A 22,989-nucleotide genomic window follows, 5' to 3' on the forward strand; every position below is an offset into this window, starting at 1 on the left:
GCGGTGCTGTGTCCGTTCCACGGTGTGTCACCAGGACGGCGTCGTTCGGATCGCCAGCGAGACCGGGAGCCCGGATCTCCGGAGCGTGGACGGAGCGTCCCCGCCGGGAAGGACTTCCCGCCAGGTGAGCCTCGCAAGACCCCGGACACCCGGCACCGAACGCACCGCGTCTTCTCGGAACTTCTCCGCGACGACCACCTCTTCTGCGGTCCGCGTGCCCCGCACATCGCCGACGCGGTACTTGACGAGTCCGTCGAACTCGACGACCACCCCGTGCTCTGGGAACCAGAAGTCGACCCGCGCGGTGCGTCGTCCGTCCAGGGAGAACTCGTGTTGCAGCTCCGGCCGCGGCAGCCCGAGGTCGTGCATCACCAACTGCGCGAGGCTCTCACCGACGGACTCGATCCGACCGTCCGCGAGCCCGAGGAGCGCACGGACCCGCTGGACGCCTCGGCGGGTCGGTCGTGACTCGAGTTCTGTGAGCAGCTCGTGACGATCGACCCCTCGTCCGAGCACTGCGTCGAGGACGACCAGGGCGTGGCCACGGTCAGATCGGAGCGCGACGTCGACGGCCGTCGTCACAAGGTCCGTCGTCTCGACCCCGTCGATCAGCACGGTCGCCACGTCCCGACCACGCGCTGGCACCTTGTCGCTGAACCGCAACCGCTGCGCACGGTCGCGAGTCGGATCGGTGAGCACGACACGATCCGGGAGCGGCCCGAACCAGGGCAGCCCGTGCATGACGACTGCTGACGCGTGGGAGACGATCAGCCCCGGCCTGGAAGCTGCGAGGACGGCGTCGATCCGGGCCCGGTGACGAACCGCTTCCGACGCATCGCGGAACGCCTGGGCGGATGTCGACACCCCGTGGCCGATCCGGAGGAGCTCGCCCCGCTCGGTTCTGCGCCGCACGCTCCGAGCCGCCGTACTGTCCAGCGGTGTCGTCATCAGCGTGAGTCGTTCCATCGGGCCAGCGTGTCGTCCGGGCCGCGCCTCGTGCCACGATGCCCCGGTCGCTGTGGAGAACCAGCCGATCCGTTGCCGTTGTGGAGCGGTACCGGGCTTACGCGACACTGCGGAACGGACACAGCACCGCGAAGATGCGCGGTGCTGTGTCCGGAACCTGGTTCGGGCGGACCGACTCCCTAGGACACCAAGGGGCGGACCGAGCTCGCCAGGGCGTCGACGAGCCGCTGCGCCTCGGCGGGGGTCTCCGCGACCGTGTCGATGTAGACCTTCACCTTGGGCTCGGTCCCGCTCGGCCGGACGATCACCCGTGCGTCGCCGGTCAGGTCGTAGCGCAGGATGTCCGACGGCGGGAAGCCCTCCACCCCGTCGACGTAGTCCGTCACGGTGAGGACCTCCAGCCCGCCGAGCGACGTCGGCGGCGTGGATCGGAGCGACGCCATGATCTCCCCGATGCGCGACAGGTCGTCCACTCGGGTCGCGACCTGCCCCGACGCGAACGCCCCGAACTCGGCGGCGAAGGCGTCGAGCTGCCCGGCGATGGACGATCCGGCAGCGGCGAGGTCCGACGCCAGCGACAGCAGCGACAGCGCCGCGGAGATGCCGTCCTTGTCGCGCACGACCTCGGGGTCCACCAGGTAGCCGAGCGCTTCCTCGTACCCGAAGAGCAGCCCGGGGACGCGCGAGACCCACTTGAAGCCGGTCAGGGTGTCCCGGTACTCCAGGCCGTGGCGGGCGGCGACACGGGCCAGCGCCGGCGACGAGACGATCGACGCAGCGAGTGTGCCGGTCGTCCCCGCCTCGGACGCCCGAGCGGCAGCCCGCCACCCGAGCAACCAACCGACCTCGTTGCCCGAGAGCCTCCGGAAGGAGCCGGACCCGTCCGGGATCGCGAGCGCGAGCCGGTCGGCATCGGGGTCGTTCGCGATGACGAGGTCGGCGCCGACGGCGACACCGCGCGCGGTCGCCAGGTCCATCGCGCCCGGCTCTTCGGGATTCGGGAACGACACGGTCGGGAACGCCCCGTCCGGCTCGATCTGCTCCGGCACGACGGCCGGCTCCGCGAACCCGGCGGCGGCGAACACCGCACGCGCGGTCTCCCACCCGACACCGTGCATCGCCGTGTAGACGACCTTCGGCTGCGCTTCGGGTCCGAGTGCCGGCGGGGCGACGGTCGCGGCCGTGGCGGCCACGTAGGCGTCGAGCAGAGCCGACGAGGCGACGGTGTAGTCGGTGCCCCGGGGCAGGTCCGTGATCGACCGTGCCGCGACGGCGTCGATGGCGTCCGCGATCTCGCCGTCGACGGGCGGCACGATCTGCGACCCGTCGTCGTCCTGCCCGAGGTACACCTTGTAGCCGTTGTCGCGGGGCGGGTTGTGGCTCGCGGTGACCATCACCCCGGCGCCGACGTCGAGGTGCCGGACGGCGAACGCGAGCACCGGTGTGGGGAGGGCACCCGGCAGCAGCGTGACCTCGAGCCCGAGACCGCGCATCACCTCGGCCGAGTCGCGGGCGAAGACGTCGGAGTTCACGCGGCCGTCGTAGCCGATGACGACACTGCGCGACCGGCCGGTGTCGATCAGGAAGCGCGCGAGCCCTGCGGCCGCCTGGGTCACGACGACCCGGTTCATGCGGAGGGGACCGTAGCCGAGCTCGGCACGGAGTCCGGCGGTGCCGAACTGCAGCCGTCCCCCGAACCGTGCAGCGAGGGCCTGCACGGCCGGACCGGAACCGTCGGCGGCGGCGTCGATCGCGGCCGCGAGCTCGTCGCGGGTCTCCGGATCGGGGTCCTGCGCGAGCCAGGACCGTGCGGTCCCGAGCACGTGGTCGAGGTCGATCTTCACGAGGCCGGCTGCCCGAGAGCGGTCACCACACGGGCGAGGAGGTCCGCGATCACCGGCTCGGCCTGCTTGCCGGCCTCGAGCACCTCGGTGTGCGACAGCGGCGTCTTCTGGATGCCGGCCGCCAGGTTCGTGATGAGCGAGAACCCGAGGACCTCCATGCCGGCCTGACGGGCGGCGATGGCCTCGAGCGCGGTGGACATGCCGACGATGTGCCCGCCGATGGTCTTCGCCATCTGCACCTCGGCCGGCGTCTCGTAGTGCGGCCCGCGGAACTGCGTGTAGACGCCCTCGTCCAGGGACGGGTCGACCGACCGCGCCACGTCCCGCAGACGGGCCGAGTACAGGTCGGTCAGGTCGATGAACGTCGCACCCTCGAGCGGGCTGTCGGCGGTGAGGTTGATGTGGTCGCTGATGAGCACGGGGGTGCCGGGCGTCCAGTGCTCCTTGATGCCACCGGCACCGTTCGTCAGCACCATGATCGAAGCACCCGTCGCCGCAGCGGTGCGGACGCTGTGCACGACCCGACGGACCCCGTGGCCCTCGTAGTAGTGCGTGCGGGCCCCGATGACCAGCGCGTGGCGGCCGTCCGCGAGGCGGATCGACCGGATCGTGCCGGAGTGTCCGGGCACGGCCGAGGCGCTGAAGCCGGGGACCTGGTCCGCCGGGATCTCGGACACGGTCTCACCGATGATGTCGGCGGCCCTGCCCCAGCCCGAGCCGAGGGTCAGGGCGATGTCGTGCCGCTCGATGCCGGACTTCGCGGCGATGACGGCAGCGGCGTCGCTCGCGACCTCGAACGGGTCGGCAGCGGGGTCGTTCAGCGGGTTCTCGGTGCTCATGCCCCAACTCTAAAGGGCCGACGGCCGCCGCAGCGCCCGCCGCAGCGCCGCCGCAGCGGCCGCCGCAGCGGCCGTGGCCGCACCCGCCTCAGTGCTCGCCGAGCGCCCGGTCCACCGCCGCCGTGATCTCGCCCTGGTCGAAGTGGTTCCGGATGACGATGACCTCGGCGTAGGTGTCACCGATCGCCTCGACGAACTCCTGACTGGTGAGGATCACGTTGGCGTCGTCGGACACGTCCCGTACCGAGGCCACGTCGGCCGCGACGACCGATGCCTGCAGGCCGAGTGCGGACAGCGCTTTCTCGGCGTTCACCTTGAGGATGCCGCTCGAACCGATGCCGGCACCGCAGATGGTCACGATCTTCACGCGGACACCCCCATGATCGTGCGGACCTCGTCCGCCGTCGTCGCGTCGGCGATCCGCCCCGTGACGGCCTGGTCGTTGAACAGGTTCGCGATCTCGCCGATGGACTCGAGGTGCGTCCCCACCCCGGCGACCGCGAGCCCCAGGACCACGCGGACGGGGTCGTTGTGCGGGTGACCGAACGCCACCGGCGACGCCAGGGTCACCACGGCGAGCCCGTCGCGCAGGACCGCGCCACCCGGCCGGGCGTGGGCGAACGCCAGTCCCGGGGAGATCACGATGTACGGCCCGTGTTCCTCGACCATGCCGACCATGGCGTCGGTGTACTCGTCGGTCGCGGCTCCGGACGCGACGAGCGCGCCGCCGGCCAGGCGCATCGCGTCACGCCAGGTGGGCGCGGTGGCCCCGAGGAGCACGGCGGCGTCCGGCAGCGGCGGCAGTCCCATGCGTCAGGCCTCCGAGTACCCGGAGGTGATGGTGGCGATGATCTCCTCGCGGTCCTCGAGCGGCAGGAACGAGCCCAGTGCGGCGTTGATCTGGAACGCTGCCAGGTCGTCGAGGTCGTAGCCGAACGTGCCCGCGAGCAGTGCCAGCTCCTTCGACAGCGACGTCCCGCTCATCAGGCGGTTGTCGGTGTTCACCGTGACCCGGAACCCGAGCTGGTAGAGCACGTCGAAGGGGTGGTCGGCGAGGTCGTCACCCCAGGCGGCGATCGCACCCGTCTGCAGGTTGGAGGACGGCGACACCTCGAGCGGGATCTCGCGGTCGCGGACCCACGATGCGACCTCGCCGAGGGAGGCCAGCGTCGAGCCGTCACCGGCGTCGGAGAGCGTGACGTCCTCGAAGATCCGGACACCGTGCCCGAGGCGCAGCGCGCGGCCGTCGACGAGCGCGGACCGGATGGAGGCGAGCCCGTCGGCCTCGCCCGCGTGCACGGTGACGGGGAAGAGCTCGGACGCGAGGTGGTCGAACGCGGCGCGGTGGTTCGAGGCGGGGAACCCGGCCTCGGCACCGGCGATGTCGAAGCCGACGACACCGGCGTCGCGGTGCCGCACGGCGAGTTCGGCGATCTCGAGCGAGCGGTCGGCGTGCCGCATCGCGGTGACGAGCTGGCCGACTCGGATGCGGCCACCAGCGGCGTCGACCGCGTCCTCGATGCCGGCCTGCACGGCCTCGACCGTCTCGTCGAGCGTCAGCCCGCCCTGCAGGTGCTGTTCCGGGGCCCACCGGACCTCGCCGTACACGACGCCGTCGGCGACCAGGTCCTCGACGAACTCGCGGGCGATGCGCGTCAGCTGCGGCGCGGTCTGCATCACCGACGTGGTGACGTCGAACGTCTTGAGGTACTCGACGAGCGAGCCGGAGTTGGACTGGTCCGCGAACCACTGACCGAGTGCCTCGGGGTCGGTGGTCGGCAGCGTGACGCCCGCGGCACCGGCAAGCTCGACGATCGTCGCGGGGCGCAGACCGCCGTCCAGGTGGTCGTGCAGCGAGACCTTCGGCAGGTCGTTGATGACCGCTCCGGCGTCGGGCAGGCGGTAGGTCGGGGCATCGGCGCTCATGCGACCAGGCTATCGGTGGTCACCGACCGCGCGCAGGCACCTGTGCACAACACACACCGGAACGGACTGGAGGCTCCCCACAGCGGCGCAGGGAGCCTGACGGTTCGACAGGTGGCCGGGTTCAGGACCCGATGCGCTCCCGCACGATCGGCCCGCGGGTAGCGACCGCAGCGTCGGACGAGCCGATCGACCACGCACCCTCGAGCGACTCGAGCGCCCGCGGGATCCGTGACGCGTCGTCGGTGTGCAGCGTCCAGAGCGGCTGTCCCTCGGACACGGTGTCACCGGGCTTGACGTGCAGCTCGATGCCCGCACCCGCCTGCACCGGGTCCTGTGCTCGGGCGCGGCCGGCACCGAGGCGCCAGGCCGAGACACCGAACGGCAGGGCGTCCTGCTGCGCGAGCACACCGGACGACGGCGCGGTCACGACGTGCTGCTCCCGGGCGACCGGCAACGCGGCGGAGGGGTCCCCGCCCTGCGCCCGGATCATCCGGCGCCAGGTGTCCATCGCGCGGCCGTCGGCCAGCGCCGCGGCCGGGTCGGCGTCCGGCAGTCCGGCGAGCGTCAGCATCTCGGTCGCGAGCGCGACCGTCAGCTCCACCACGTCGGCCGGACCGCCGCCCGCCAGGACCTCGACCGACTCCCGCACCTCGAGCGCGTTGCCGATGGTCAGTCCGAGCGGGACCTCCATGTCGGTCAGCAGCGCCGAGGTCTTCACCCCGGCGTCGTTGCCCAGGTCCACCATCGTCTGCGCGAGCTCGCGGGATGCCTCGTACGTGGGCATGAACGCCCCGGACCCGAACTTCACGTCGAGCACGAGCGCACCGGTGCCCTCGGCGATCTTCTTCGACATGATGCTCGACGCGATGAGCGGGATGCACTCGACGGTGCCGGTGGTGTCGCGGAGCGCGTAGAGCTTCTTGTCGGCGGGTGCCAGGCCCGAGCCAGCGGCGCAGATGACCGCGCCGACGTCGGACAGGATCTCCATCATCCGGTCGTTCGACAGCGCGGCCTGCCACCCGGGGATCGACTCGAGCTTGTCGAGCGTCCCGCCGGTGTGCCCGAGGCCACGACCGGACAGCTGCGGCACTGCGACACCGAACGACGCCACCAGCGGCGCGAGCGGCAGCGTGATCTTGTCGCCGACGCCGCCGGTGGAGTGCTTGTCGACGGTCGTCTTGCCGAGCGAACCGAACGACATCCGCTCCCCCGACGCGATCATCGCGAGCGTGAGGTCCTTGATCTCGCGCCGCTCCATCCCGTTCAGGAAGACGGCCATCGCCATCGCCGCCATCTGCGGGTCCTCGACGTAGCCGCGCGTGTAGGCGTCCACGAGCCAGTCCACCTCGGCGGTGCTCAGGGCGCCACCGGATCGCTTCGTGCGGATGAGGTCGACGGTGTCGAACGGCTCGACGGCCATGTGGATCAGTGCTCCTGCTGGTAGGTGGCGAGGGTGCGCGGCCCGAACGCGTCGGGCAGGACCTCGTCGATGGTGCGGATGCCCGAGACCGTCTCGAGGAGCATGCCCTCGGTCGAGTGCTCGAACAGCAGCTGGCGGCAGCGGCCGCACGGCATCAGGGTGGCGCCGTCGCCGTCGACGCACGTGAACGCGACGAGCTTGCCGCCACCGGTCATGTGCAGCTGCGACACGAGCGAGCACTCGGCGCAGAGCGTCACCCCGTACGACGCGTTCTCGACGTTGCAGCCGGAGACGATCCGTCCGTCGTCGGTGAGCGCCGCGGCGCCCACCGGGAACGACGAGTACGGCGCGTAGGCGCGCCGCATCGCGGCGGTCGCTGCCGTCCGCAGGGCGGTCCAGTCCACGTCGTCGACCGGGAGGCCCGTGGCTGCGTCCGCAGGGGCGGTGGCGGTGACCGCCTGGTCACCTGGTTCGTGCGTGTCGGTCATGTGCCGTGCCTCCAGGCCGTCAGCTCTTGATGTAGGGCTTGCCGGACGCGGCGGGGCCGCGTGACTGGCCGACCAGGCCGGCCACGGCGAAGATCGTCACCACGTACGGCAGCATGAGCAGGAACTCGCTCGGCACGGGCGAGTCGATCGCCCCGAGCGTGTTCTGCAGGTTCGACGCGAAGCCGAACAGCAGGGCGGCGAGCGTGGCCTTGATCGGGTCCCAGCGGCCGAAGATGACGGCGGCCAGGGCGATGTAGCCGGCGCCCGCGGTCATGTCCTTCGTGAACGGCCCGACCGCGTCGAGCGTGAAGTACGCGCCACCGAGGCCCGCGATCGCGCCGGCGAGCGACACGTTCCAGAACCGGGTGCTCGTGACGTTGATGCCCACCGTGTCGGCCGCCTGCGGGTGCTCGCCGACCGCGCGGAGGCGCAGGCCCCAGCGGGTCTTGAACAGGCCGAAGGTGACCACCGCGACGGCGACGTAGGCCAGGTAGACGATGACGCTCTGCTCGAAGAACACCGGGCCGATGACCGGGATCTGGTGGAGCAGCGGGATCTCGAACTTCGGGAACCGGATGCCGGTGTTCAGCGTGGTCTCGTTCGGCGACAGCACCTGCGAGTACAGGAACCCGGTCAGCCCGGAGATGAGGGCGTTGATGACGACACCGACGATCACCTGGTCGACGAGGTACTTGATGCTGAACGCGGCGAGGATGAACGACACGAGCACACCGGCGACGAGCGCACCGACGAGTCCGACCCACGCGGAGCCGGTGATCGACGCGATGAGCGCCGAGGTGAACGCACCGGCGAGGAACTGGCCCTCGATGGCGATGTTGACCACGCCGACCCGCTCGGAGATGACGCCGCCGAGGGCACCGAACACGAGCGGGACACTCAGTCCGAGCGCACCGACCAGCAGGCCGGGCAGCGGGATCGTGGCGCCGGCAGCTGCCCACGTCAGGAAGCCGACGACGAAGACGATCGCGAAGACCGACGTGACCCAGAGCGGGACGTGCCGGTACGCGCGGACCTCGACCACGGCGTAGACCGTGGCGATCGCCAGGAGCACGACGACCACGTAGCCGGTCGGTGCCGCGGACAGCGGCACGTTGGGCAGGGCGATGAAGTCCCCGGCGTTCGCGAGCCGGAAGGTCGTCGTGCCGGTGCGGCTGAGCAGGACGAAGAACACGACCGCGAGCAGCGTGAACACGCCGTACCCGATCGGGAGCTTCCAGCTGCGGGTCGTCTCGACCGGACGGTCGGACAGGGGCGACGCGGGCGCCGCGGTGGGGCTGAGGGTGCTCACGCGGCGACCGCCTTCTTGCTGTTCTTGCTCGTCTTCGTGCGCTGGCGGGCTCCCGGCTGCGGGATCCGGAAGATCGCGCGGACGAGCGGCGGCGCCGCGATGAACAGGACGATGAGGGCCTGGATGACGCCGACGATGTCGATCGGGATGCCGTTGGCGGCCTGCATCGCGTAGCCACCGTTCTTCAGCACGCCGAACAGGATCGCGGCCCAGAACACGCCCCACGGCTTCGAGCGGCCGAGCAGCGCGACGGTGATCGCGTCGAAGCCGATGCCGGCGTCGATGCCCGAGGTGAAGCCCGTCGTGACGGCGCCCTGCACCTGGTAGGCACCGGCGATGCCGACCAGGGCACCGGAGATGACCATCACCCAGATCGTCAGCGCCGGAACGCTCATGCCGGCGACGCGGGCGGCACGGGGGTTCTCACCGATGGTGCGGAACCGGAAGCCGAGCGAGGACTTGTTGACGAGCCACCAGACCACGACGACCGCGAGGATCGCGACGATGAACCCGGCGTCCACCCCGTACCGCACACCGAAGAGCTGGGGCAGCAGGGCGCTGTCCTTCGTGGCGGGCGAGATCGGGTTGCTGCTGCCCGGGGCCTGCAGCAGGCCCGGGGTGCGGAGCAGGTAGCTGACCAGGTAGAGCGCGACGTAGTTGAGCATGATCGTGACGACCACCTCGTTCGCGCCCGTGCGGGCCTTGAGGACACCGACGATCCCGCCCCAGACCGCACCGCCGACGATGCCGGCGACGATGGTGAGGGGGATGTGGATCGCGGCGGGCATGTCGAACGAGAAGCCGACCCACCCGGCCGCCGCGGCACCCATCAGGATCTGACCCTGGCCGCCGATGTTGAACAGCCCGGCGCGGAACGACAGCGCGATCCCGAGCCCGGCGACGACGAGCGGCACCGCGTAGTCGATCGAGCGGGTGAGCGGCCCGATGGCCTGCTGGAAGCTGTCGGCGCCGAAGTTGAACACCGAACCCTGGAACAGCGAGGCGTAGGCGCCGCCGACCGCGGTGCCGATGGCCTGGAGCATGTCGGCCGGGCGGGCGAAGAAGTAGCCCGCGGTGGCGCGGACGTTCTCGTCCGTCAGCGCGATGAGGATGCCGCAGGCCACCAGCGCGAGCACGACGGCGAGGACCGTGACGAGCACGGACCCGTTGAGGATGCTCTGCAGGGCGGCGTGCCAGCGGTCGGTGCCGGGGGCGCCGTTGCGGCGCTCGGTGTCGTCGGCCGAGTCCGTCATCAGGTGCGGGGTCTCCGGCGCCTCCTGCAGGCGGTCGTCGGTGAGCGGGGCATCGGCCTCGGTGCCGGCGGTGGGCTGCGTGTTGTCTGGGTCCTGCGCGGTCACGCTGCCAGCTCCGTTCCGGTCGTGGATGTGGCTTGGATCTCGCCGGCCGAACCGGTCATGCGGCCAGCTCCGTTCCTTCTGGGATCTCGCCGGCCATCATGAGGCCGAGGACGTCTCGCGGGGTGGTCGCCGGCACGATGCCGACGATGCCGCCGCGGTACATGACGGCGATGCGGTCGGCCAGTGCCACGACCTCGTCGAGCTCGGTGGAGACGACGATGACGGGCACACCGGTGTCGCGGGTGGCGACGATGCGCTTGTGCACGAACTCGATCGACCCGACGTCGATACCGCGCGTGGGCTGCGCGGCGACGAAGAGCCGGAGTTCGCGGCTGAGCTCGCGGGCGAGGACGATCTTCTGCTGGTTGCCACCGGACAGCCGGCCGGCAGCGGTCGCGCGGCCCGGCGTGCGGATGTCGAACTCGGCGATCTTCTCGTCGGCGAAGGCGTCGCGCTCGGCGGCGCGGATGGTGCCGGCACGGACGAACGCGTCGTGGTCGGACCGGTCGAGCATGAGGTTCTCCGCGATGGTGAACTCGCCGACCAGGCCGTCCTCCTTGCGGTCCTCGGGGACGAAGCCGACGCCGGCGTCGAGCACCTGCTTGACGCTGCGGCCGGTCAGCTCCTTGCCGTCCAGCGTGATGCGGCCGGCGTGGACGGGCTCGAGGCCGAGGATCGCCTCGGTGAGCTCGGTCTGGCCGTTGCCCTGCACCCCGGCGATCGCCAACACCTCGCCGCGACGGACCGAGAACGACACGTCGTCGACGAGCACGATGCCCGACGGGTCGGTGACGGTGAGGCCCTCGACGACGAGGGCGTCCTCGCCACCGGTCGACGGCGTCTTGTCGACGACGAGCGAGACGGCGCGCCCGACCATCAGGGCGGCGAGCTCGTTGTTCGTCGCGGTGGGCGATGCCTCACCGACGACCTTGCCGAGCCGGATCACCGTGATGCGGTCGGCGACCTCGCGGACCTCGCGGAGCTTGTGGGTGATGAAGACGATCGCGGTGCCGGCCTCGCGGAGCTGGCGCATGATGCCCATCAGCTCGTCGGTCTCCTGCGGGGTGAGCACGGCCGTCGGCTCGTCGAACACCAGCACGGAGGCGTCACGGGACAGTGCCTTGATGATCTCGACGCGCTGCTGCACGCCGACGGGCAGGTCCTCGATCTTGGCGTCGGGGTCGACGTCGAACCCGAACCGGTCCGAGATCTCCTTGACGCGCTTGCGGGCACCGGCCAGGTCGAGTCGGCCGCCGAAGGTGGTCTGCTCCTGCCCGAGCATGACGTTCTCGGCGACGGTGAACACGGGCACGAGCATGAAGTGCTGGTGCACCATGCCGATCCCGGCGCGCATGGCGTCGCCCGGGCCGTCGAAGTCCTGGACCACGTCGTCGAGCAGGATCTCGCCCTCGTCGGCGTCGTACAGGCCGTAGAGCACGTTCATCAGGGTGGACTTGCCGGCGCCGTTCTCACCCAGGAGGCAGTGGACCTCACCCGGCTCGACGGTGAGCGAGATGTGGTCGTTGGCGACCAGGGCGCCGAACCGCTTGGTGATGCCGCGGAGTTCGAGCTTCATGTTCGGGAGTCTATTTCTGTCTCGAGTGCGCCACGCGGGCGCACGGTCTCGCGTGCACCACTCGGGCGCACGAGAACGCGGGCGAGGGAAGCCCCTCGCCCGCGTCCGTCGGGTCAGGACTGGGTCTTGACCTTGATCGAGCCGTCGATGATGCCGGCCTTCACGTCGTCGAGCTCGCCCTGCAGGCTCTTGTCGACCTTCGACTCGAAGTCGTGGAACGGCGCGATGCCGACGCCCTCGTTCTTCAGCGTCCCCACGTACGGGGTCTTGGAGAACTTGTCGTCCGCCGCCTGCTCGACGACGTCCTTCACGGCCGGGCGCATGCCCTTCTCGACCGAGGTGAAGGCGATGTCCTTGTAGCGCGGGTCGGCCTCGTAGAGGTCGCTGTCCGCACCGATCAGGACGGAGCCGTTGTCGGCGTCCTTGATGGCCTCGGCAGCCGACTGGTAGATCGGGCCGCCGACGGGCAGGATCACGTCGGCGTCCTGGTCGAGGAGCGTCTGCGCGACCGACTTGGCCTGCGTGCCGGCCTCGAAGCCACCGGTGAAGGAACCCTTGCCGGTGTCGACGTTCCAGCCGACGACCTTGACGTCCTTGTCCTTCTGCTCGTTGTAGTACTTCACGCCGTCCGCGAAGCCGTCCATGAAGATGGTGACGGTCGGGATCTGCATGCCACCGAAGGTGCCGACGACGCCGGTCTTCGAGTACGACGCCGCGGCGTAGCCGGCGAGGAACGCGGCCTGCGAGGTGTCGAACGTGATCGGCTTGACGTTCTCCGCGTCGATCGAGCTGTCGTCGATGATGGCGAAGTCGGTGTCGGGGTTCGCGGCGGCCTGCTTCTTCGTGGCGTCGGCGAGGTTGAAGCCGACGGTCACGACGAGGTTGCAGTTCTGGCCAATGAGCTGCTCGATGTTCGAGTCGTAGACGGTGGCGTCCTTCGACTCGGCCTCCTTGTAGGTGGCACCGAGTTCCTTGGCGGCGTCCTTCATGCCCTCGTAGCCGAGCTGGTTGAACGACTTGTCGTCGAAGCCACCGGCGTCGGAGACCATGCAGGGGCGGAAGTCGGTCTTCTTGGCGGTCGTCGTGTCGGACGGCGCCGAGGCACAACCGGCGAGGACGGCGGCGGTGCCGAGGAGCGCGAAGCCGCTGAGGACGACGCGTCGGGTACGAGATGTCACGGGTGGGTTCCTCCGGGGAGCGTGCCCGGACCACGTGCGTTCCGGGCGATCGTGGCGACAGTACACGACCGCCCGGCCGGTACAGGACCCGTTGCCCCGGTCCGGAGGATCGGTTACGGGATCGCGACCGCGCCGAAACGCGCCCGTAACGCGGGGTCACCCGCTGACCCCCAGTTCGAGGGGTTTGTCGGTGGAGCGCTACAGGACGTCGCCGCGGCCGCTGATCTTGAGCGCGTCCACCACGCCCTTGACCCGCTGGGCGTTCGCACTGGTCGTGACGAGCAGCGCGTCGGGGGTGTCCACGACGACGATGTCCTCGACCCCGATGAGCGAGATGAGCCGCTGGCTGTGCGAGATCACGATGCCGCTCGACGAGTCGGCGAGGATGCGCGCGCCGTCGCCGAGGACGGCGAGGTTGTTCGGTCGACCACCCGACTGCAGCTTGGCGAGCGAGGCGAAGTCGCCGACGTCGTCCCAGTCGAAGTCGCCGGGGACGACGGCCATGCGTCCGGCAGCGGCGGCGGGCTCGGCGACGGTGTAGTCGATCGCGATCTTCTCGAGCGTGGGCCACACCGCGTCGACGACCGCGCCGCGGGCCGAGGTGTCCCAGGCGTCCGCGAGTTCGTTGATGCCGGCGAGCAGCGTCGGGTTGTTCCGGCCGATCTCCTCGAGCAGCACGTCGGCGCGGGCGATGAACATGCCCGCGTTCCACAGGTACGTGCCCTGTTCGACGTAGGAGCGTGCGGTGTCCAGGTCGGGCTTCTCGACGAACGACCGGACGGCGTGCGCGGTCGGTGCGCCCTCGATGTCCAGGGTGTCGCCGTGCGCGTGGATGTAGCCGAAGCCGATGGCGGGCTCGGTCGGCGTGATGCCGATGGTCGTGATGTAGCCCGCGCGGGCCACCGCGACGGCCTCGCGCACGGAACGGCGGAAGCCGCGGGCGTCACCGATCACGTGGTCGGCGGCGAAGGACCCGATGACGACGTCGGGTTCGCGGCGGACGAGGATCGCCGCGGCGAGGCCGATGGCCGCCGTGGAGTCCTTCGGCTCGCTCTCGAGCACCACGTTGTGGTCCTCGACCCCGGGCAGCTGCGACTCGACGGCGACGCGGTGCGCCCGTCCGGTCACGACCATGATCCGCTGCTCGCCCGCCAGCGGGGCGAGCCGGTCCCAGGTCTGCCGGAGCAGCGAGGCACCGGACCCCGTCAGGTCGTGCAGGAACTTGGGTGCGTCCGCGCGCGACAGCGGCCACAGGCGCGATCCGATGCCCCCTGCGGGGATGATCGCGTAGAAGTCTTCGAGAGCGTCAGCCACGCGCTCACCGTACCGGTCCCACGGCGTGGATCCTGGGTGGTCTCCGCACGATTCCCGCATGCGGGCTCCCGCAGGGCAGTGTCGAGCGTGCGCGCGGCGACGGCGTCGCGTTGTTCACCCGTCGCCTCCGCCCCGTTCACGTCGTCGGCCCCGCGGGGTCACGTGGCGCCCGGAGCATGGGCAGCACCATGAGCGCACGCAGCGTGGAGCGCGGCACGTCCCCCCGGACCGTCGCCGTCGTGACCGAGAGCTTCCTGCCCACCCTCAACGGCGTGACCACCAGCGTCCTCGCGGTCCTCGACCACCTGGAGCGCCGTGGCCACCGCGCGGTCGTGATCGCACCGGACACCCCGGGACTCGCACAGTTCCGTTCGCGCACCAGCGTCGAGCGCTACCGCTCCTTCGACGTCCACCGGGTCCCCGCCGTCGCGTACCGGCAGTTCCCGGTCGCACTCCCCCACCCGGTGCTCGACACGATCCTCGCCGCCTCCGGCGCCGACGTGCTCCACGCCGCGAGTCCGTTCCTGCTGGGCGGGCGCGCGATCACGGCAGCCGGGAGGCTCGGCATCCCCTCCGTCGCCGTCTTCCAGACCGACGTGGCCGGGTTCGCCCGCCGCAACGGCTTGACCGCGACCGTCCCGTTGGTGCGGAGGATCCTCGGACGCATCCACGCCGGCGCCTCGCTGACGCTCGCGCCGTCGAGCGCGACCGCCGCGATGCTCGCCGAGGACGGCGTGCCCCGCGTCGCCCGCTGGGGTCGCGGCGTCGACACCGAGCTCTTCCACCCGGCCCGGCGGGAGTCCGCCCACGTGCGAGCGCTCCGACGCCGGATCGCGCCGGACGGCGAGACGATCGTCGGCTACGTCGGGCGGCTGGCCCCGGAGAAGGAGGTCGAACGGCTCGCCGAGCTCGGCGGGATCCCCGGCATCCGCGTCGTCGTGGCCGGCGGTGGGCCGTCCCGGACGCTGCTCGAGCGACGACTGCGGCACCTCGACGTCACCTTCACCGGACCGTTGCGCGGCGACGCCCTCGCCGACGCGTACGCCTCGCTCGACCTGTTCGTGCACACGGGTCCGGCCGAGACCTTCGGGCAGACCCTCCAGGAAGCGCACGCCTCGGGGCTGCCCGTGATCGCGCCGGCGTCGGGCGGTCCGCTCGACCTCGTCGCCCCCGGACTCGACGGCGAGCTCTACGATCCCGACGCACCGCAGGCCCTGCGGCAGGCGGTCCTGCGGCTGCACCACGACCGCGCACTCGCGGATCGGATGGGTTCCGCGGGCCGTCTCCGGGTCGAGGGCACCACGTGGGAGGCCGTCGGCGACCAGCTCCTCGGGCACCACGACACGGCTCGCACCATCGGCGCGCCGCCCGTCGGTCGGGGCCTGCGGGCCGGTCGGGACGAGAAGGTCAGCGCCCGAGCATAGGATGGGTCGTGTTCCACACGAACGCGAACGGCAAGGGCTCGCCGATCGGGCGAGCCCGTCCTACGGAAGGACGAGCTCATGGCTGAGCCCACCGGCGGCGGTACGGCGACCGCCGTCCCCGACGTCACGATCGAGGCGCCTCGCGCCTCTCGGAAGCTCGAGGGCACGCTGTACCGCGGATCGACCGGCATGTGGTCGTGGGTCCTGCACCGGATCACCGGTGTCGCGATCTACTTCTTCCTGCTCGTGCACATCCTCGACACGGCGCTGGTGCGGCTCTCCCCCGAGGCGTACAACGCGGTCATCGGCACGTACAAGACGCCGATCATGAACCTCGGCGAGATCGCCCTGGTGATGGCCATCGTGTTCCACGCGTTCAACGGGCTCCGGATCATCCTCGTCGACTTCTGGTCCAAGGGGCCGAAGTACCAGCGGGCCATGTTCTGGATCGTCATCGTCCTGTGGGCGATCGCGATCGCGGGCTTCCTGCCCCGCCAGCTCATGAACCTCTTCGCGGACTTCAACTAGAGGGGCACCTGATGACCACGCAGATCGTCGAACCTCCCCGTTCCGCCTCGGCCGCCCGCCGCTCCACCAACTGGGAGAAGTGGGGCTGGATCTACATGCGCGGCTCGGGCGTCCTGCTCGTCGTGCTGATCTTCGGCCACCTCTTCGTCAACATGGTGGCGGGCGAGGGCGTCAAGCAGATCGACTTCGCCTTCGTCGCCGGCAAGTGGGCCAACCCGTTCTGGCAGGTGTGGGACTCCCTCATGCTCGTCCTGGCGCTCATCCACGGCTCGAACGGCATGCGCACGATCGTCAACGACTACGTGTCGAAGCCGGGCATCCGGAAGACGCTCCTCGCCGCGATCCTCATCGCGTGCGTGGTGCTGATCGTCCTCGGCTTGCTCGTCTGCTGGACGTTCGACCCGTGCCCCGCCGGCGCCGCCGCCGCGGACCTGCCCTCCTTCTGCCCGGCGCAGTAGCACCATCCCCGCTGCCGACCGCCTTCCCACCGTCTACGGAAAGACCCCTGTGACCGAGACCACCGTGCACCACCACCAGTTCGACATCGTCATCATCGGCGCAGGAGGCGCGGGCATGCGTGCCGCGATCGAGGCCGGCCCGAAGGCGAAGACGGCCGTCATCTCGAAGCTCTACCCGACCCGCTCGCACACCGGTGCGGCGCAGGGCGGGATGGCCGCGGCCCTCGCGAACGTCGAAGAGGACTCGTGGGAGTGGCACACCTTCGACACGATCAAGGGCGGTGACTACCTGGTCGACCAGGACGCCGCCGAGATCCTCGCGAAGGAGGCGATCGACGCAGTCATCGACCTCGAGAACATGGGCCTGCCGTTCAACCGCACGCCCGAGGGCAAGATCGACCAGCGCCGGTTCGGCGGTCACACCCGCGACCACGGCAAGTCACCCGTCCGCCGGGCGTGCTACGCGGCCGACCGCACGGGCCACATGATCCTGCAGACGCTGTTCCAGAACTGCGTCAAGCTCGGCGTCGAGTTCTACAACGAGTTCTACGCGCTCGACCTCATCATGGTCGACGTCGTGGGCGAGGACGGCGTCACGCGCAAGCAGCCGGCCGGGGTCGTCGCGTTCGAACTCGCCACGGGTGAGCTGCACGTCTTCCACGCCAAGGCGATGATCTTCGCCACCGGCGGTTTCGGCAAGATGTACAAGACGACCTCGAACGCACACACCCTGACCGGCGACGGCGTCGGCATCGTGTGGCGCACGGGTCTGCCGCTCGAGGACATGGAGTTCTTCCAGTTCCACCCGACCGGGCTCGCGGGCCTCGGCATCCTGTTGACCGAGGGCGCTCGTGGTGAGGGCGCGATCCTCCGCAACGCCTCGGGTGAACGCTTCATGGAGCGCTACGCCCCCACCATCAAGGACCTCGCGCCCCGCGACATCGTCGCCCGGTGCATGGTGCAGGAGGTCGCCGAGGGCCGTGGCGCCGGTCCGAACAAGGACTACGTCCTGCTCGACTGCACACACCTCGGCGCCGAGGTCCTCGAGACCAAGCTCCCGGACATCACGGAGTTCGCCCGCACCTACCTCGGCGTCGACCCCGTCGTCGAGCCGGTGCCGGTGATGCCCACCGCGCACTACGCGATGGGCGGCATCCCGACGAACACCGACGCGCAGGTGCTCTACGACAACACCACCGTCGTCCCCGGGCTCTACGCGGCCGGTGAGTGCGCCTGCGTGTCCGTGCACGGCTCGAACCGCCTCGGCACGAACTCGCTCCTCGACATCAACGTCTTCGGCAAGCGCTCGGGCAACAACGCCGCCGAGTGGGTCAAGACCGCCGAGTTCCTCCCGCTCCCGGAGGACCCCGCAGCCGGTGTCCGAGCCATGCTCGACCAGCTGCGCGCGTCGACCGGCACCGAGCGCATCGCCGTCCTGCGCAAGGAACTGCAGGACGAGATGGACAAGAACGCCCAGGTGTTCCGCACCGACGAGTCCCTCGCCCGGGTCACCGAGACGATCCACACGCTCCGGAACCGCTTCATGCAGGTCTCCGTGCAGGACAAGGGCAAGCGGTTCAACACCGACCTGCTCGAAGCCGTCGAACTCGGCTTCCTGCTGGACCTGGCCGAGGTGGTCGTCTACTCGGCCCGCAACCGCAAGGAGAGCCGCGGCGGCCACATGCGCGACGACTACCCGAAGCGCGACGACGAGAACTACATGCAGCACACGATGGCGTACCTGACGGGCGACCCGCACTCGTCACTCGCCGACGACCACATCACGCTGGACTGGAAGCCGGTCGTCGTGACGCGGTACCAGCCGATGGAGAGGAAGTACTGAGATGACCGACACCCTGGTCTCCGACGCACCCCGGACCGACACCACCGCGGCGCCTCCCGGGTCCTTCTCCGTCACGCTCATCATCCGGCGCTTCGACCCGGACGTCGACGACGAGCCGCGGTGGCAGGACTTCGACGTCATGATGCTGCCGACCGACCGCATCCTCGACGCCCTGCACAAGATCAAGTGGGACCAGGACGGCTCCCTGACCTTCCGTCGGTCCTGCGCACACGGCGTCTGCGGCTCGGATGCGATGCGCATCAACGGCCGGAACCGTCTGGCGTGCAAGACCCTGATCAAGGATCTCGACGTCTCGAAGCCGATCTACGTCGAGGCGATCAAGGGCCTGCCGCTCGAGAAGGACCTCGTCGTCGACATGGAGCCCTTCTTCAAGTCCTTCCGCGAGGTCCAGCCGTTCCTGCAGCCCGCGACCGCTCCCACCCCGGGCAAGGAGCGCATCCAGTCGGTGGCCGACCGTGCTCGGTTCGACGACACCACGAAGTGCATCCTGTGCGCCGCGTGCACCTCGTCCTGCCCGGTGTTCTGGACCGACGGGCAGTACTTCGGGCCGGCCGCGATCGTGAACGCGCACCGGTTCATCTTCGACTCCCGTGACGACGCCGCGAACGTCCGCCTCGACATCCTCAACGACAAGGAAGGTGTCTGGCGCTGCCGCACGACCTTCAACTGCACCGACGCGTGCCCCCGTGGCATCCAGGTGACGAAGGCGATCTCCGAGGTCAAGCAGGCCGTCATGCGGGGCCGCGCCTGACACTCGGGGTCGTCCAAGACTCGACATCGACTCCACCGATAGGCTCCGCTCCATGACGTTCGCGGCCACCCGCCCCATCCTCGACCAGCTCGGCTACACGATCCGGTACGTGCAGCTCCCCGGAGAGACCCTGCACGAGCCGCCGGTCGAGGGCGCGCTCCGCGTGGTCCCGGCCGAGGCGTCCGACGACTTCGCGCTCGAGGTCGTCGACTACGGCACGGCCCGTCGCCTCGCCACCGCGCGGGGCGAGGAAGACGCGGTCGAGATGCTCCGTCGGTTCCTGAACCGACCGTTCCCGGCTCCGCGCGACATCGCCCGGCACGAGCTCGACGGACTCCGCGACCGTGCGGCGTCGACGTACCCGCAGCTCGCGCAGCAGGTGTCGCAGGCCGGCGAGCAGGGTCTGACCATCCAGATCCCCGCCGGCGTCCCCGTCGACCGCATCGGTGGTCCGGACGGCTACCTGCTGCACCCCCTCGACACCCCGCTGCCGAGCCGGTCGCTCCCGCCGCACGTGGCCGGGGTGCCGGAGACCCACCGCTACCTCGTCGAGCGCCCGTTCATGGTGACCGTCCGCTTCGTGCAGCCGTGGTTCGAGCAGCCGGGTGGCGCACTCCGCTTCCAGATCGCCGACCCCACGGTCACCGTGCGCGACCTCGTCGTCGACGGTGCACTGGCTCGACTCCGCGTCGTCTGACACCTTGCACGACGCAGATCGGCCCGCACCGCGCATCCGCGCAGTACGGGCCGATTGCCGTTGAGCGGCGTTACGCCTGGTCGGGACGGTCGTACTGCGCGCCGGCCGGGTTCGGCGGCAGGCAGCCGAACACGATCCCGGCGACGCCGACGAACATCGCGATGAGCCAGAACGGCCCCGCGAGGTTCGCGTCGTGCACGCGGCGCCATCCCAGTGCGATGTTCGGGACGAGGGTCGCCAGGGTCCAGAGGCCGAACAGCACGAGCAGGATGAAGATCCACGCCGGGGGTGCGCCCTCGGTCTGGGTGTAGCCGTACTCGTCGGTGGTCGAGGCCGAGACGCTCCAGGCGATCAGACCGGCGATGAAACCGCCGTAGAGGACGATCGTGACGATCGCGTTCGCGAGGATCCAGTACCAGAACTCGCTGCGGCTGGCACGGCCGTCGAACCGGGCGTACTTCTTGAAGAACCGCGTGAAGGCGTCGAGGAACCCGGCACCGTAGAAAGGTGCCCACATCGGCGGGGCGCCGTCGGGCCCGACCGGGATCGGCGGACCGGCCTGCGGGTACGGGTCGGCGTACTGCTGCCCGTACCCGGGCTGCTGCCCGTACGGACCGGGCTGCTGGCCGTACGGCCCAGGCTGCTGCCCGTACCCCGGCTGCTGTTGTCCGTGGTCAGGCTGCCCCGACGGCTGGTCGCCACCGGGCTGGCCCCACTGCGGTGTGTCGTTGCTCATCGAGCGCCGGTGGGTCGGTCGTAGCGCTCGCCCTGCGGGTTCGAGGGCAGCAGGCCGAACACGATGCCGACGATGCCGACGAAGATCGCGATGATCCACAGGGCACCGGGGAGGTTCGCGTCGTGCAGGCGGCGCCAGCCGAGGGCGAGCGTCGGGATGATGATCGCGAGACCCCAGAGCAGCGCGAGGATGCCGGCGATCACGAAGAGCGCTGACGGGCTGGTCACGGTCGACTGCACGCTCGTCGAGGTCGCGGTGGACATCGACACCGTCGAGCGCTCAGACGTGGCGATGCCGATGCCGTACAGGACGCCGAGGACGATGCCGACGATCGCGTTCGCCAGGTACCACCACCAGAACTCGCTGCGGCTCGCGCGGCCGCTGAACGTCGCGTACTTCTTGAAGAACCGTCCGACGGCCTTGCCGAAGGAGATCCCGTACCAGGGGGCCCAGATCGGCGGTTCGCCGTTCGGGCCGGTCGCCGGCTGCTGGCCGTACTGCGGCGTTCCGTTGTACGGGTTCGGCTGACCGCCCGGCTGCTGGCCGGACGGGTTCTGCGGGTACTGGTCACTCACGGTGTCCCCCTCGATCGTTGGCTGGTAGTCGGGTCCGAGTCAACCAGAAGCGTCGCGGGGCCGTCGCTCGCTACCCGCGGTGGGGCTCGTCGTACCGCTGCCCCTGCGGGTTCGACCCCATCAGACCGACGATCAGCGAGAACAGGACGCCGAGCGGCGGGATGAGGAAGAAGAAGGCGAAGTACCCGCTCAGGTTCACGTCGTGCAGTCGGCGCACCGTCAGGGCGATGAAGCCGAGCGCGCAAGCGAGGGACCACAGGCCGCTCAGCCCGTTCGACGCGTCGTCGACGAACGGCAGCACGTCGAAGAACCCGCCGACGATGCCGGTGGCCGCCGACCCGATGACGTACCAGAGGGCCCAGAACCAGAACTCCGACTGGCTGGCACGGCCGTCGAACCGGACGTACTTCTTCCAGAACCGCGGGAAGGCCTGCACGAACGGGATCCCGTACCAGGGAGCCCACAGCGGCGGCTGGCGCGGACCGGTCGGCTGCTGGCTGTACGGTCCGGGCTGCTGGCCGTACGGTCCGGGCTGCTGCCCGTACGGTCCGGGCTGCTGGCCGTACGGGTTCTGCGGCGGGTACTGGTCACTCACTGGTTCGTTCCTTCCGGTGGCCGGACATCGACCACGACCGAGTCTGGCAGCGGCAGCGGCCGGACGCGTCCCCCCAGCGGAGGACAGCGGAGGACAGCGGCGGACAGCGAAGCGACAGCCCACCGACAGCGCACCGACCGGCTCAGGGCAGCAGGGCCAGCTTGCCCCCGGGGTGTCCGGACTCCAGCAGCTCCGCGGCGGCCTTCGCCTCGGCGAGTGGGAACGTGCGCGCCACCGGGACCTCGAGCTCGCCGGCCGCAGCCAGGTCGATCAGTCGCTGGCGCACCGAGTCACGGAACGCCTTGCTCTCGGGCTGGGCTCCGCCGACCGCCGCGAACCCCGCCTCGGCGGCGCGCGCCGGCGCGGCGATCGTGACGATGCGGTCGCGGTCGGCGACCAGCGCGAGCGAGACGTCGACGGCCTCGTCGGTTCCGACGCAGTCCAGTGCCACGTCGATGCCGGAGGGCGCGATCGACCGGACCCGCGCCTCCAGGCCGTCACCGTACGCGACCCACTCGCCGCCGAAGCGTCCGACGACGTCCGCACCACGCTCGGAGGTCGTGCCGATCACCCGCGCGCCGAGCAGGCGGAGCTGCTGCAGCAGGCTCACGCCCACCGCCCCCGAGGCGCCGTGCACGAGCACGGTGTCGCGCCCGGCGGCGCGGGTGACGCGCAGCATGTCGGCGGCGGTCGTGCCCGCGAGGAGCAGGTTCGCCGCCTCGGGGAACCCGAGCGCTGCGGGCTTGGCGAACACGTCGGCCGCTGGCACCGTCAGTTCCGAGGCCCACCCACCGGCGACACGGAACGCCAGGACCTCGTCGCCGACCGCTCCCCCACCCGACGCGATGGTCGTGTCGGGTCCGACGGCGGTGAGCACCCCGGCGACCTCGTAGCCGACGGGGATCGGCAGGTCGGCCGGGTCGCCCTGCCGCGTGTGCTTGGTGTCGGCGGGGTTCATGCCAGCGGCTCGGACGGCGATGGTGACCTCGCCGGGCCCGGGTGCGGCGACCTCGGTGTCCACGAACTCGAGGACCTCGCTGCCGCCGAACCGCGGTGCCACCCAGTGCTTCGTCATGCGGCCGACGCTACGCCCGAGCCGCCGGCACCGTCAGTGCCGGGACGGCCGACGGCGCCGGCTCGGTC

At 70.5% G+C, this 22,989-nt stretch carries 23 protein-coding genes; 6 read left to right on the plus strand and 17 right to left on the minus strand.

The features are described 5' to 3' along the window. Window positions 1–27: 27 nt before the first annotated feature. From ACXKZB_RS12695 to ACXKZB_RS12755, 13 genes are all read right to left on the minus strand, one after another. The gene (locus ACXKZB_RS12695; RefSeq protein ID WP_488823350.1) at window positions 28–699 is read right to left on the minus strand and encodes a hypothetical protein; all 672 of its coding nucleotides are present in this window, start codon (window positions 697–699) and stop codon (window positions 28–30) included. Between the two features lie 446 nt (window positions 700–1,145). After that, window positions 1,146–2,810, minus strand: a complete 1,665-nt coding sequence (locus ACXKZB_RS12700) for a phospho-sugar mutase (protein ID WP_488823351.1) — start codon at window positions 2,808–2,810, stop codon at window positions 1,146–1,148. Continuing rightward, entirely contained in the window at window positions 2,807–3,649 is an 843-nt protein-coding gene (locus ACXKZB_RS12705) for a purine-nucleoside phosphorylase (RefSeq protein ID WP_488823352.1), read from the minus strand. Before ACXKZB_RS12705 ends, ACXKZB_RS12700 begins: the two co-directional genes overlap by 4 nt. An 88-nt stretch (window positions 3,650–3,737) precedes the next feature. After that, entirely contained in the window at window positions 3,738–4,016 is a 279-nt protein-coding gene (locus tag ACXKZB_RS12710) for a PTS sugar transporter subunit IIB (RefSeq protein WP_123292189.1), read from the minus strand. After that, window positions 4,013–4,459 (minus strand): PTS sugar transporter subunit IIA, encoded by a 447-nt coding sequence (locus ACXKZB_RS12715; RefSeq protein WP_222658048.1) that lies wholly within the window; start codon window positions 4,457–4,459, stop codon window positions 4,013–4,015. The genes ACXKZB_RS12710 and ACXKZB_RS12715 overlap by 4 nt, the downstream gene beginning before the upstream one ends. A gap of 3 nt (window positions 4,460–4,462) precedes the next feature. Further along, window positions 4,463–5,575, minus strand: a complete 1,113-nt coding sequence (locus ACXKZB_RS12720) for an adenosine deaminase (protein ID WP_488823353.1) — start codon at window positions 5,573–5,575, stop codon at window positions 4,463–4,465. A gap of 121 nt (window positions 5,576–5,696) precedes the next feature. After that, on the minus strand, window positions 5,697–6,995 hold the full coding sequence (locus ACXKZB_RS12725) for a thymidine phosphorylase (protein WP_488823354.1): 1,299 nt from the start codon (window positions 6,993–6,995) through the stop codon (window positions 5,697–5,699). 5 nt (window positions 6,996–7,000) lie between these two features. Continuing rightward, window positions 7,001–7,483, minus strand: coding sequence for a cytidine deaminase (locus ACXKZB_RS12730; RefSeq protein ID WP_222658050.1), 483 nt, complete (start codon window positions 7,481–7,483; stop codon window positions 7,001–7,003). 19 nt (window positions 7,484–7,502) lie between these two features. Beyond that, a complete protein-coding gene (locus tag ACXKZB_RS12735; protein WP_488823355.1) occupies window positions 7,503–8,792 on the minus strand; it encodes an ABC transporter permease in 1,290 nt (429 codons plus the stop codon). Further along, the gene (locus ACXKZB_RS12740) at window positions 8,789–10,150 is read right to left on the minus strand and encodes an ABC transporter permease (RefSeq protein WP_488823356.1); all 1,362 of its coding nucleotides are present in this window, start codon (window positions 10,148–10,150) and stop codon (window positions 8,789–8,791) included. Before ACXKZB_RS12740 ends, ACXKZB_RS12735 begins: the two co-directional genes overlap by 4 nt. A gap of 55 nt (window positions 10,151–10,205) precedes the next feature. Next, on the minus strand, window positions 10,206–11,726 hold the full coding sequence (locus ACXKZB_RS12745; protein WP_123313759.1) for an ABC transporter ATP-binding protein: 1,521 nt from the start codon (window positions 11,724–11,726) through the stop codon (window positions 10,206–10,208). A gap of 113 nt (window positions 11,727–11,839) precedes the next feature. Next, window positions 11,840–12,904: a BMP family lipoprotein gene (locus tag ACXKZB_RS12750; RefSeq protein ID WP_222658053.1), complete on the minus strand. Its 1,065-nt coding sequence runs from the start codon at window positions 12,902–12,904 to the stop codon at window positions 11,840–11,842. A 198-nt stretch (window positions 12,905–13,102) separates the two neighbouring features. Beyond that, the gene (locus ACXKZB_RS12755) at window positions 13,103–14,218 is read right to left on the minus strand and encodes a mannose-1-phosphate guanylyltransferase (protein WP_396288870.1); all 1,116 of its coding nucleotides are present in this window, start codon (window positions 14,216–14,218) and stop codon (window positions 13,103–13,105) included. A 188-nt stretch (window positions 14,219–14,406) separates the two neighbouring features. Here ACXKZB_RS12755 and ACXKZB_RS12760 point away from each other — a divergent pair, with 188 nt between their 5' ends. The 6 genes from ACXKZB_RS12760 (at window position 14,407) to ACXKZB_RS12785 (ending at window position 19,940) form a co-directional block, all read left to right on the plus strand. After that, a complete protein-coding gene (locus ACXKZB_RS12760; RefSeq protein WP_261783900.1) occupies window positions 14,407–15,642 on the plus strand; it encodes a glycosyltransferase family 4 protein in 1,236 nt (411 codons plus the stop codon). 78 nt (window positions 15,643–15,720) lie between these two features. Continuing rightward, complete coding sequence (gene sdhC / locus ACXKZB_RS12765) at window positions 15,721–16,170, plus strand: succinate dehydrogenase, cytochrome b556 subunit (RefSeq protein WP_222658055.1); 450 nt, start codon at window positions 15,721–15,723, stop codon at window positions 16,168–16,170. A gap of 11 nt (window positions 16,171–16,181) precedes the next feature. Next, window positions 16,182–16,628 carry a succinate dehydrogenase, hydrophobic membrane anchor protein gene (gene sdhD / locus ACXKZB_RS12770; protein ID WP_111086628.1) on the plus strand — a complete coding sequence of 149 codons (447 nt, stop codon included), beginning with the start codon at window positions 16,182–16,184 and terminating at the stop codon, window positions 16,626–16,628. 49 nt (window positions 16,629–16,677) lie between these two features. Then, the gene (gene sdhA, locus ACXKZB_RS12775) at window positions 16,678–18,471 is read left to right on the plus strand and encodes a succinate dehydrogenase flavoprotein subunit (protein WP_111086629.1); all 1,794 of its coding nucleotides are present in this window, start codon (window positions 16,678–16,680) and stop codon (window positions 18,469–18,471) included. A 1-nt stretch (window position 18,472) separates the two neighbouring features. After that, window positions 18,473–19,243 carry a succinate dehydrogenase iron-sulfur subunit gene (locus ACXKZB_RS12780; protein WP_222658056.1) on the plus strand — a complete coding sequence of 257 codons (771 nt, stop codon included), beginning with the start codon at window positions 18,473–18,475 and terminating at the stop codon, window positions 19,241–19,243. A gap of 52 nt (window positions 19,244–19,295) precedes the next feature. Continuing rightward, window positions 19,296–19,940, plus strand: a complete 645-nt coding sequence (locus tag ACXKZB_RS12785; protein ID WP_488823357.1) for a TNT domain-containing protein — start codon at window positions 19,296–19,298, stop codon at window positions 19,938–19,940. 70 nt (window positions 19,941–20,010) lie between these two features. Here the strand turns inward: ACXKZB_RS12785 and ACXKZB_RS12790 are convergent, their stop codons facing one another. The 4 genes from ACXKZB_RS12790 to ACXKZB_RS12805 form a co-directional block, all read right to left on the minus strand. Beyond that, a complete protein-coding gene (locus tag ACXKZB_RS12790) occupies window positions 20,011–20,676 on the minus strand; it encodes a DUF805 domain-containing protein (RefSeq protein WP_488823358.1) in 666 nt (221 codons plus the stop codon). Further along, window positions 20,673–21,251, minus strand: a complete 579-nt coding sequence (locus tag ACXKZB_RS12795; protein WP_488823359.1) for a DUF805 domain-containing protein — start codon at window positions 21,249–21,251, stop codon at window positions 20,673–20,675. Before ACXKZB_RS12795 ends, ACXKZB_RS12790 begins: the two co-directional genes overlap by 4 nt. A 70-nt stretch (window positions 21,252–21,321) precedes the next feature. After that, window positions 21,322–21,846, minus strand: coding sequence for a DUF805 domain-containing protein (locus ACXKZB_RS12800; protein ID WP_488823360.1), 525 nt, complete (start codon window positions 21,844–21,846; stop codon window positions 21,322–21,324). Window positions 21,847–21,988: 142 nt separating this feature from the next. Next, window positions 21,989–22,921: an NADP-dependent oxidoreductase gene (locus ACXKZB_RS12805; protein ID WP_488823361.1), complete on the minus strand. Its 933-nt coding sequence runs from the start codon at window positions 22,919–22,921 to the stop codon at window positions 21,989–21,991. Window positions 22,922–22,989: the final 68 nt, after the last annotated feature.

Source organism: Curtobacterium sp. ABR8 (assembly GCF_057812125.1).

Excerpts from the sequence above, each read along its gene's own strand:
- ACXKZB_RS12725 (WP_488823354.1), bottom strand. The coding sequence starts at position 6,995 with ATGGCCGTCGAGCCGTTCGACACCGTCGACCTCATCCGCACGAAGCGA.
- ACXKZB_RS12715 (WP_222658048.1), bottom strand. The coding sequence starts at position 4,459 with ATGGGACTGCCGCCGCTGCCGGACGCCGCCGTGCTCCTCGGGGCCACC.
- ACXKZB_RS12730 (WP_222658050.1), bottom strand. The coding sequence starts at position 7,483 with ATGACCGACACGCACGAACCAGGTGACCAGGCGGTCACCGCCACCGCC.
- ACXKZB_RS12720 (WP_488823353.1), bottom strand. The coding sequence starts at position 5,575 with ATGAGCGCCGATGCCCCGACCTACCGCCTGCCCGACGCCGGAGCGGTC.
- sdhD (WP_111086628.1), top strand. The coding sequence starts at position 16,182 with ATGACCACGCAGATCGTCGAACCTCCCCGTTCCGCCTCGGCCGCCCGC.
- sdhC (WP_222658055.1), top strand. The coding sequence starts at position 15,721 with ATGGCTGAGCCCACCGGCGGCGGTACGGCGACCGCCGTCCCCGACGTC.
- ACXKZB_RS12785 (WP_488823357.1), top strand. The coding sequence starts at position 19,296 with ATGACGTTCGCGGCCACCCGCCCCATCCTCGACCAGCTCGGCTACACG.
- ACXKZB_RS12780 (WP_222658056.1), top strand. The coding sequence starts at position 18,473 with ATGACCGACACCCTGGTCTCCGACGCACCCCGGACCGACACCACCGCG.
- ACXKZB_RS12745 (WP_123313759.1), bottom strand. The coding sequence starts at position 11,726 with ATGAAGCTCGAACTCCGCGGCATCACCAAGCGGTTCGGCGCCCTGGTC.
- ACXKZB_RS12705 (WP_488823352.1), bottom strand. The coding sequence starts at position 3,649 with ATGAGCACCGAGAACCCGCTGAACGACCCCGCTGCCGACCCGTTCGAG.
- ACXKZB_RS12760 (WP_261783900.1), top strand. The coding sequence starts at position 14,407 with ATGAGCGCACGCAGCGTGGAGCGCGGCACGTCCCCCCGGACCGTCGCC.
- ACXKZB_RS12805 (WP_488823361.1), bottom strand. The coding sequence starts at position 22,921 with ATGACGAAGCACTGGGTGGCACCGCGGTTCGGCGGCAGCGAGGTCCTC.
- ACXKZB_RS12790 (WP_488823358.1), bottom strand. The coding sequence starts at position 20,676 with ATGAGCAACGACACACCGCAGTGGGGCCAGCCCGGTGGCGACCAGCCG.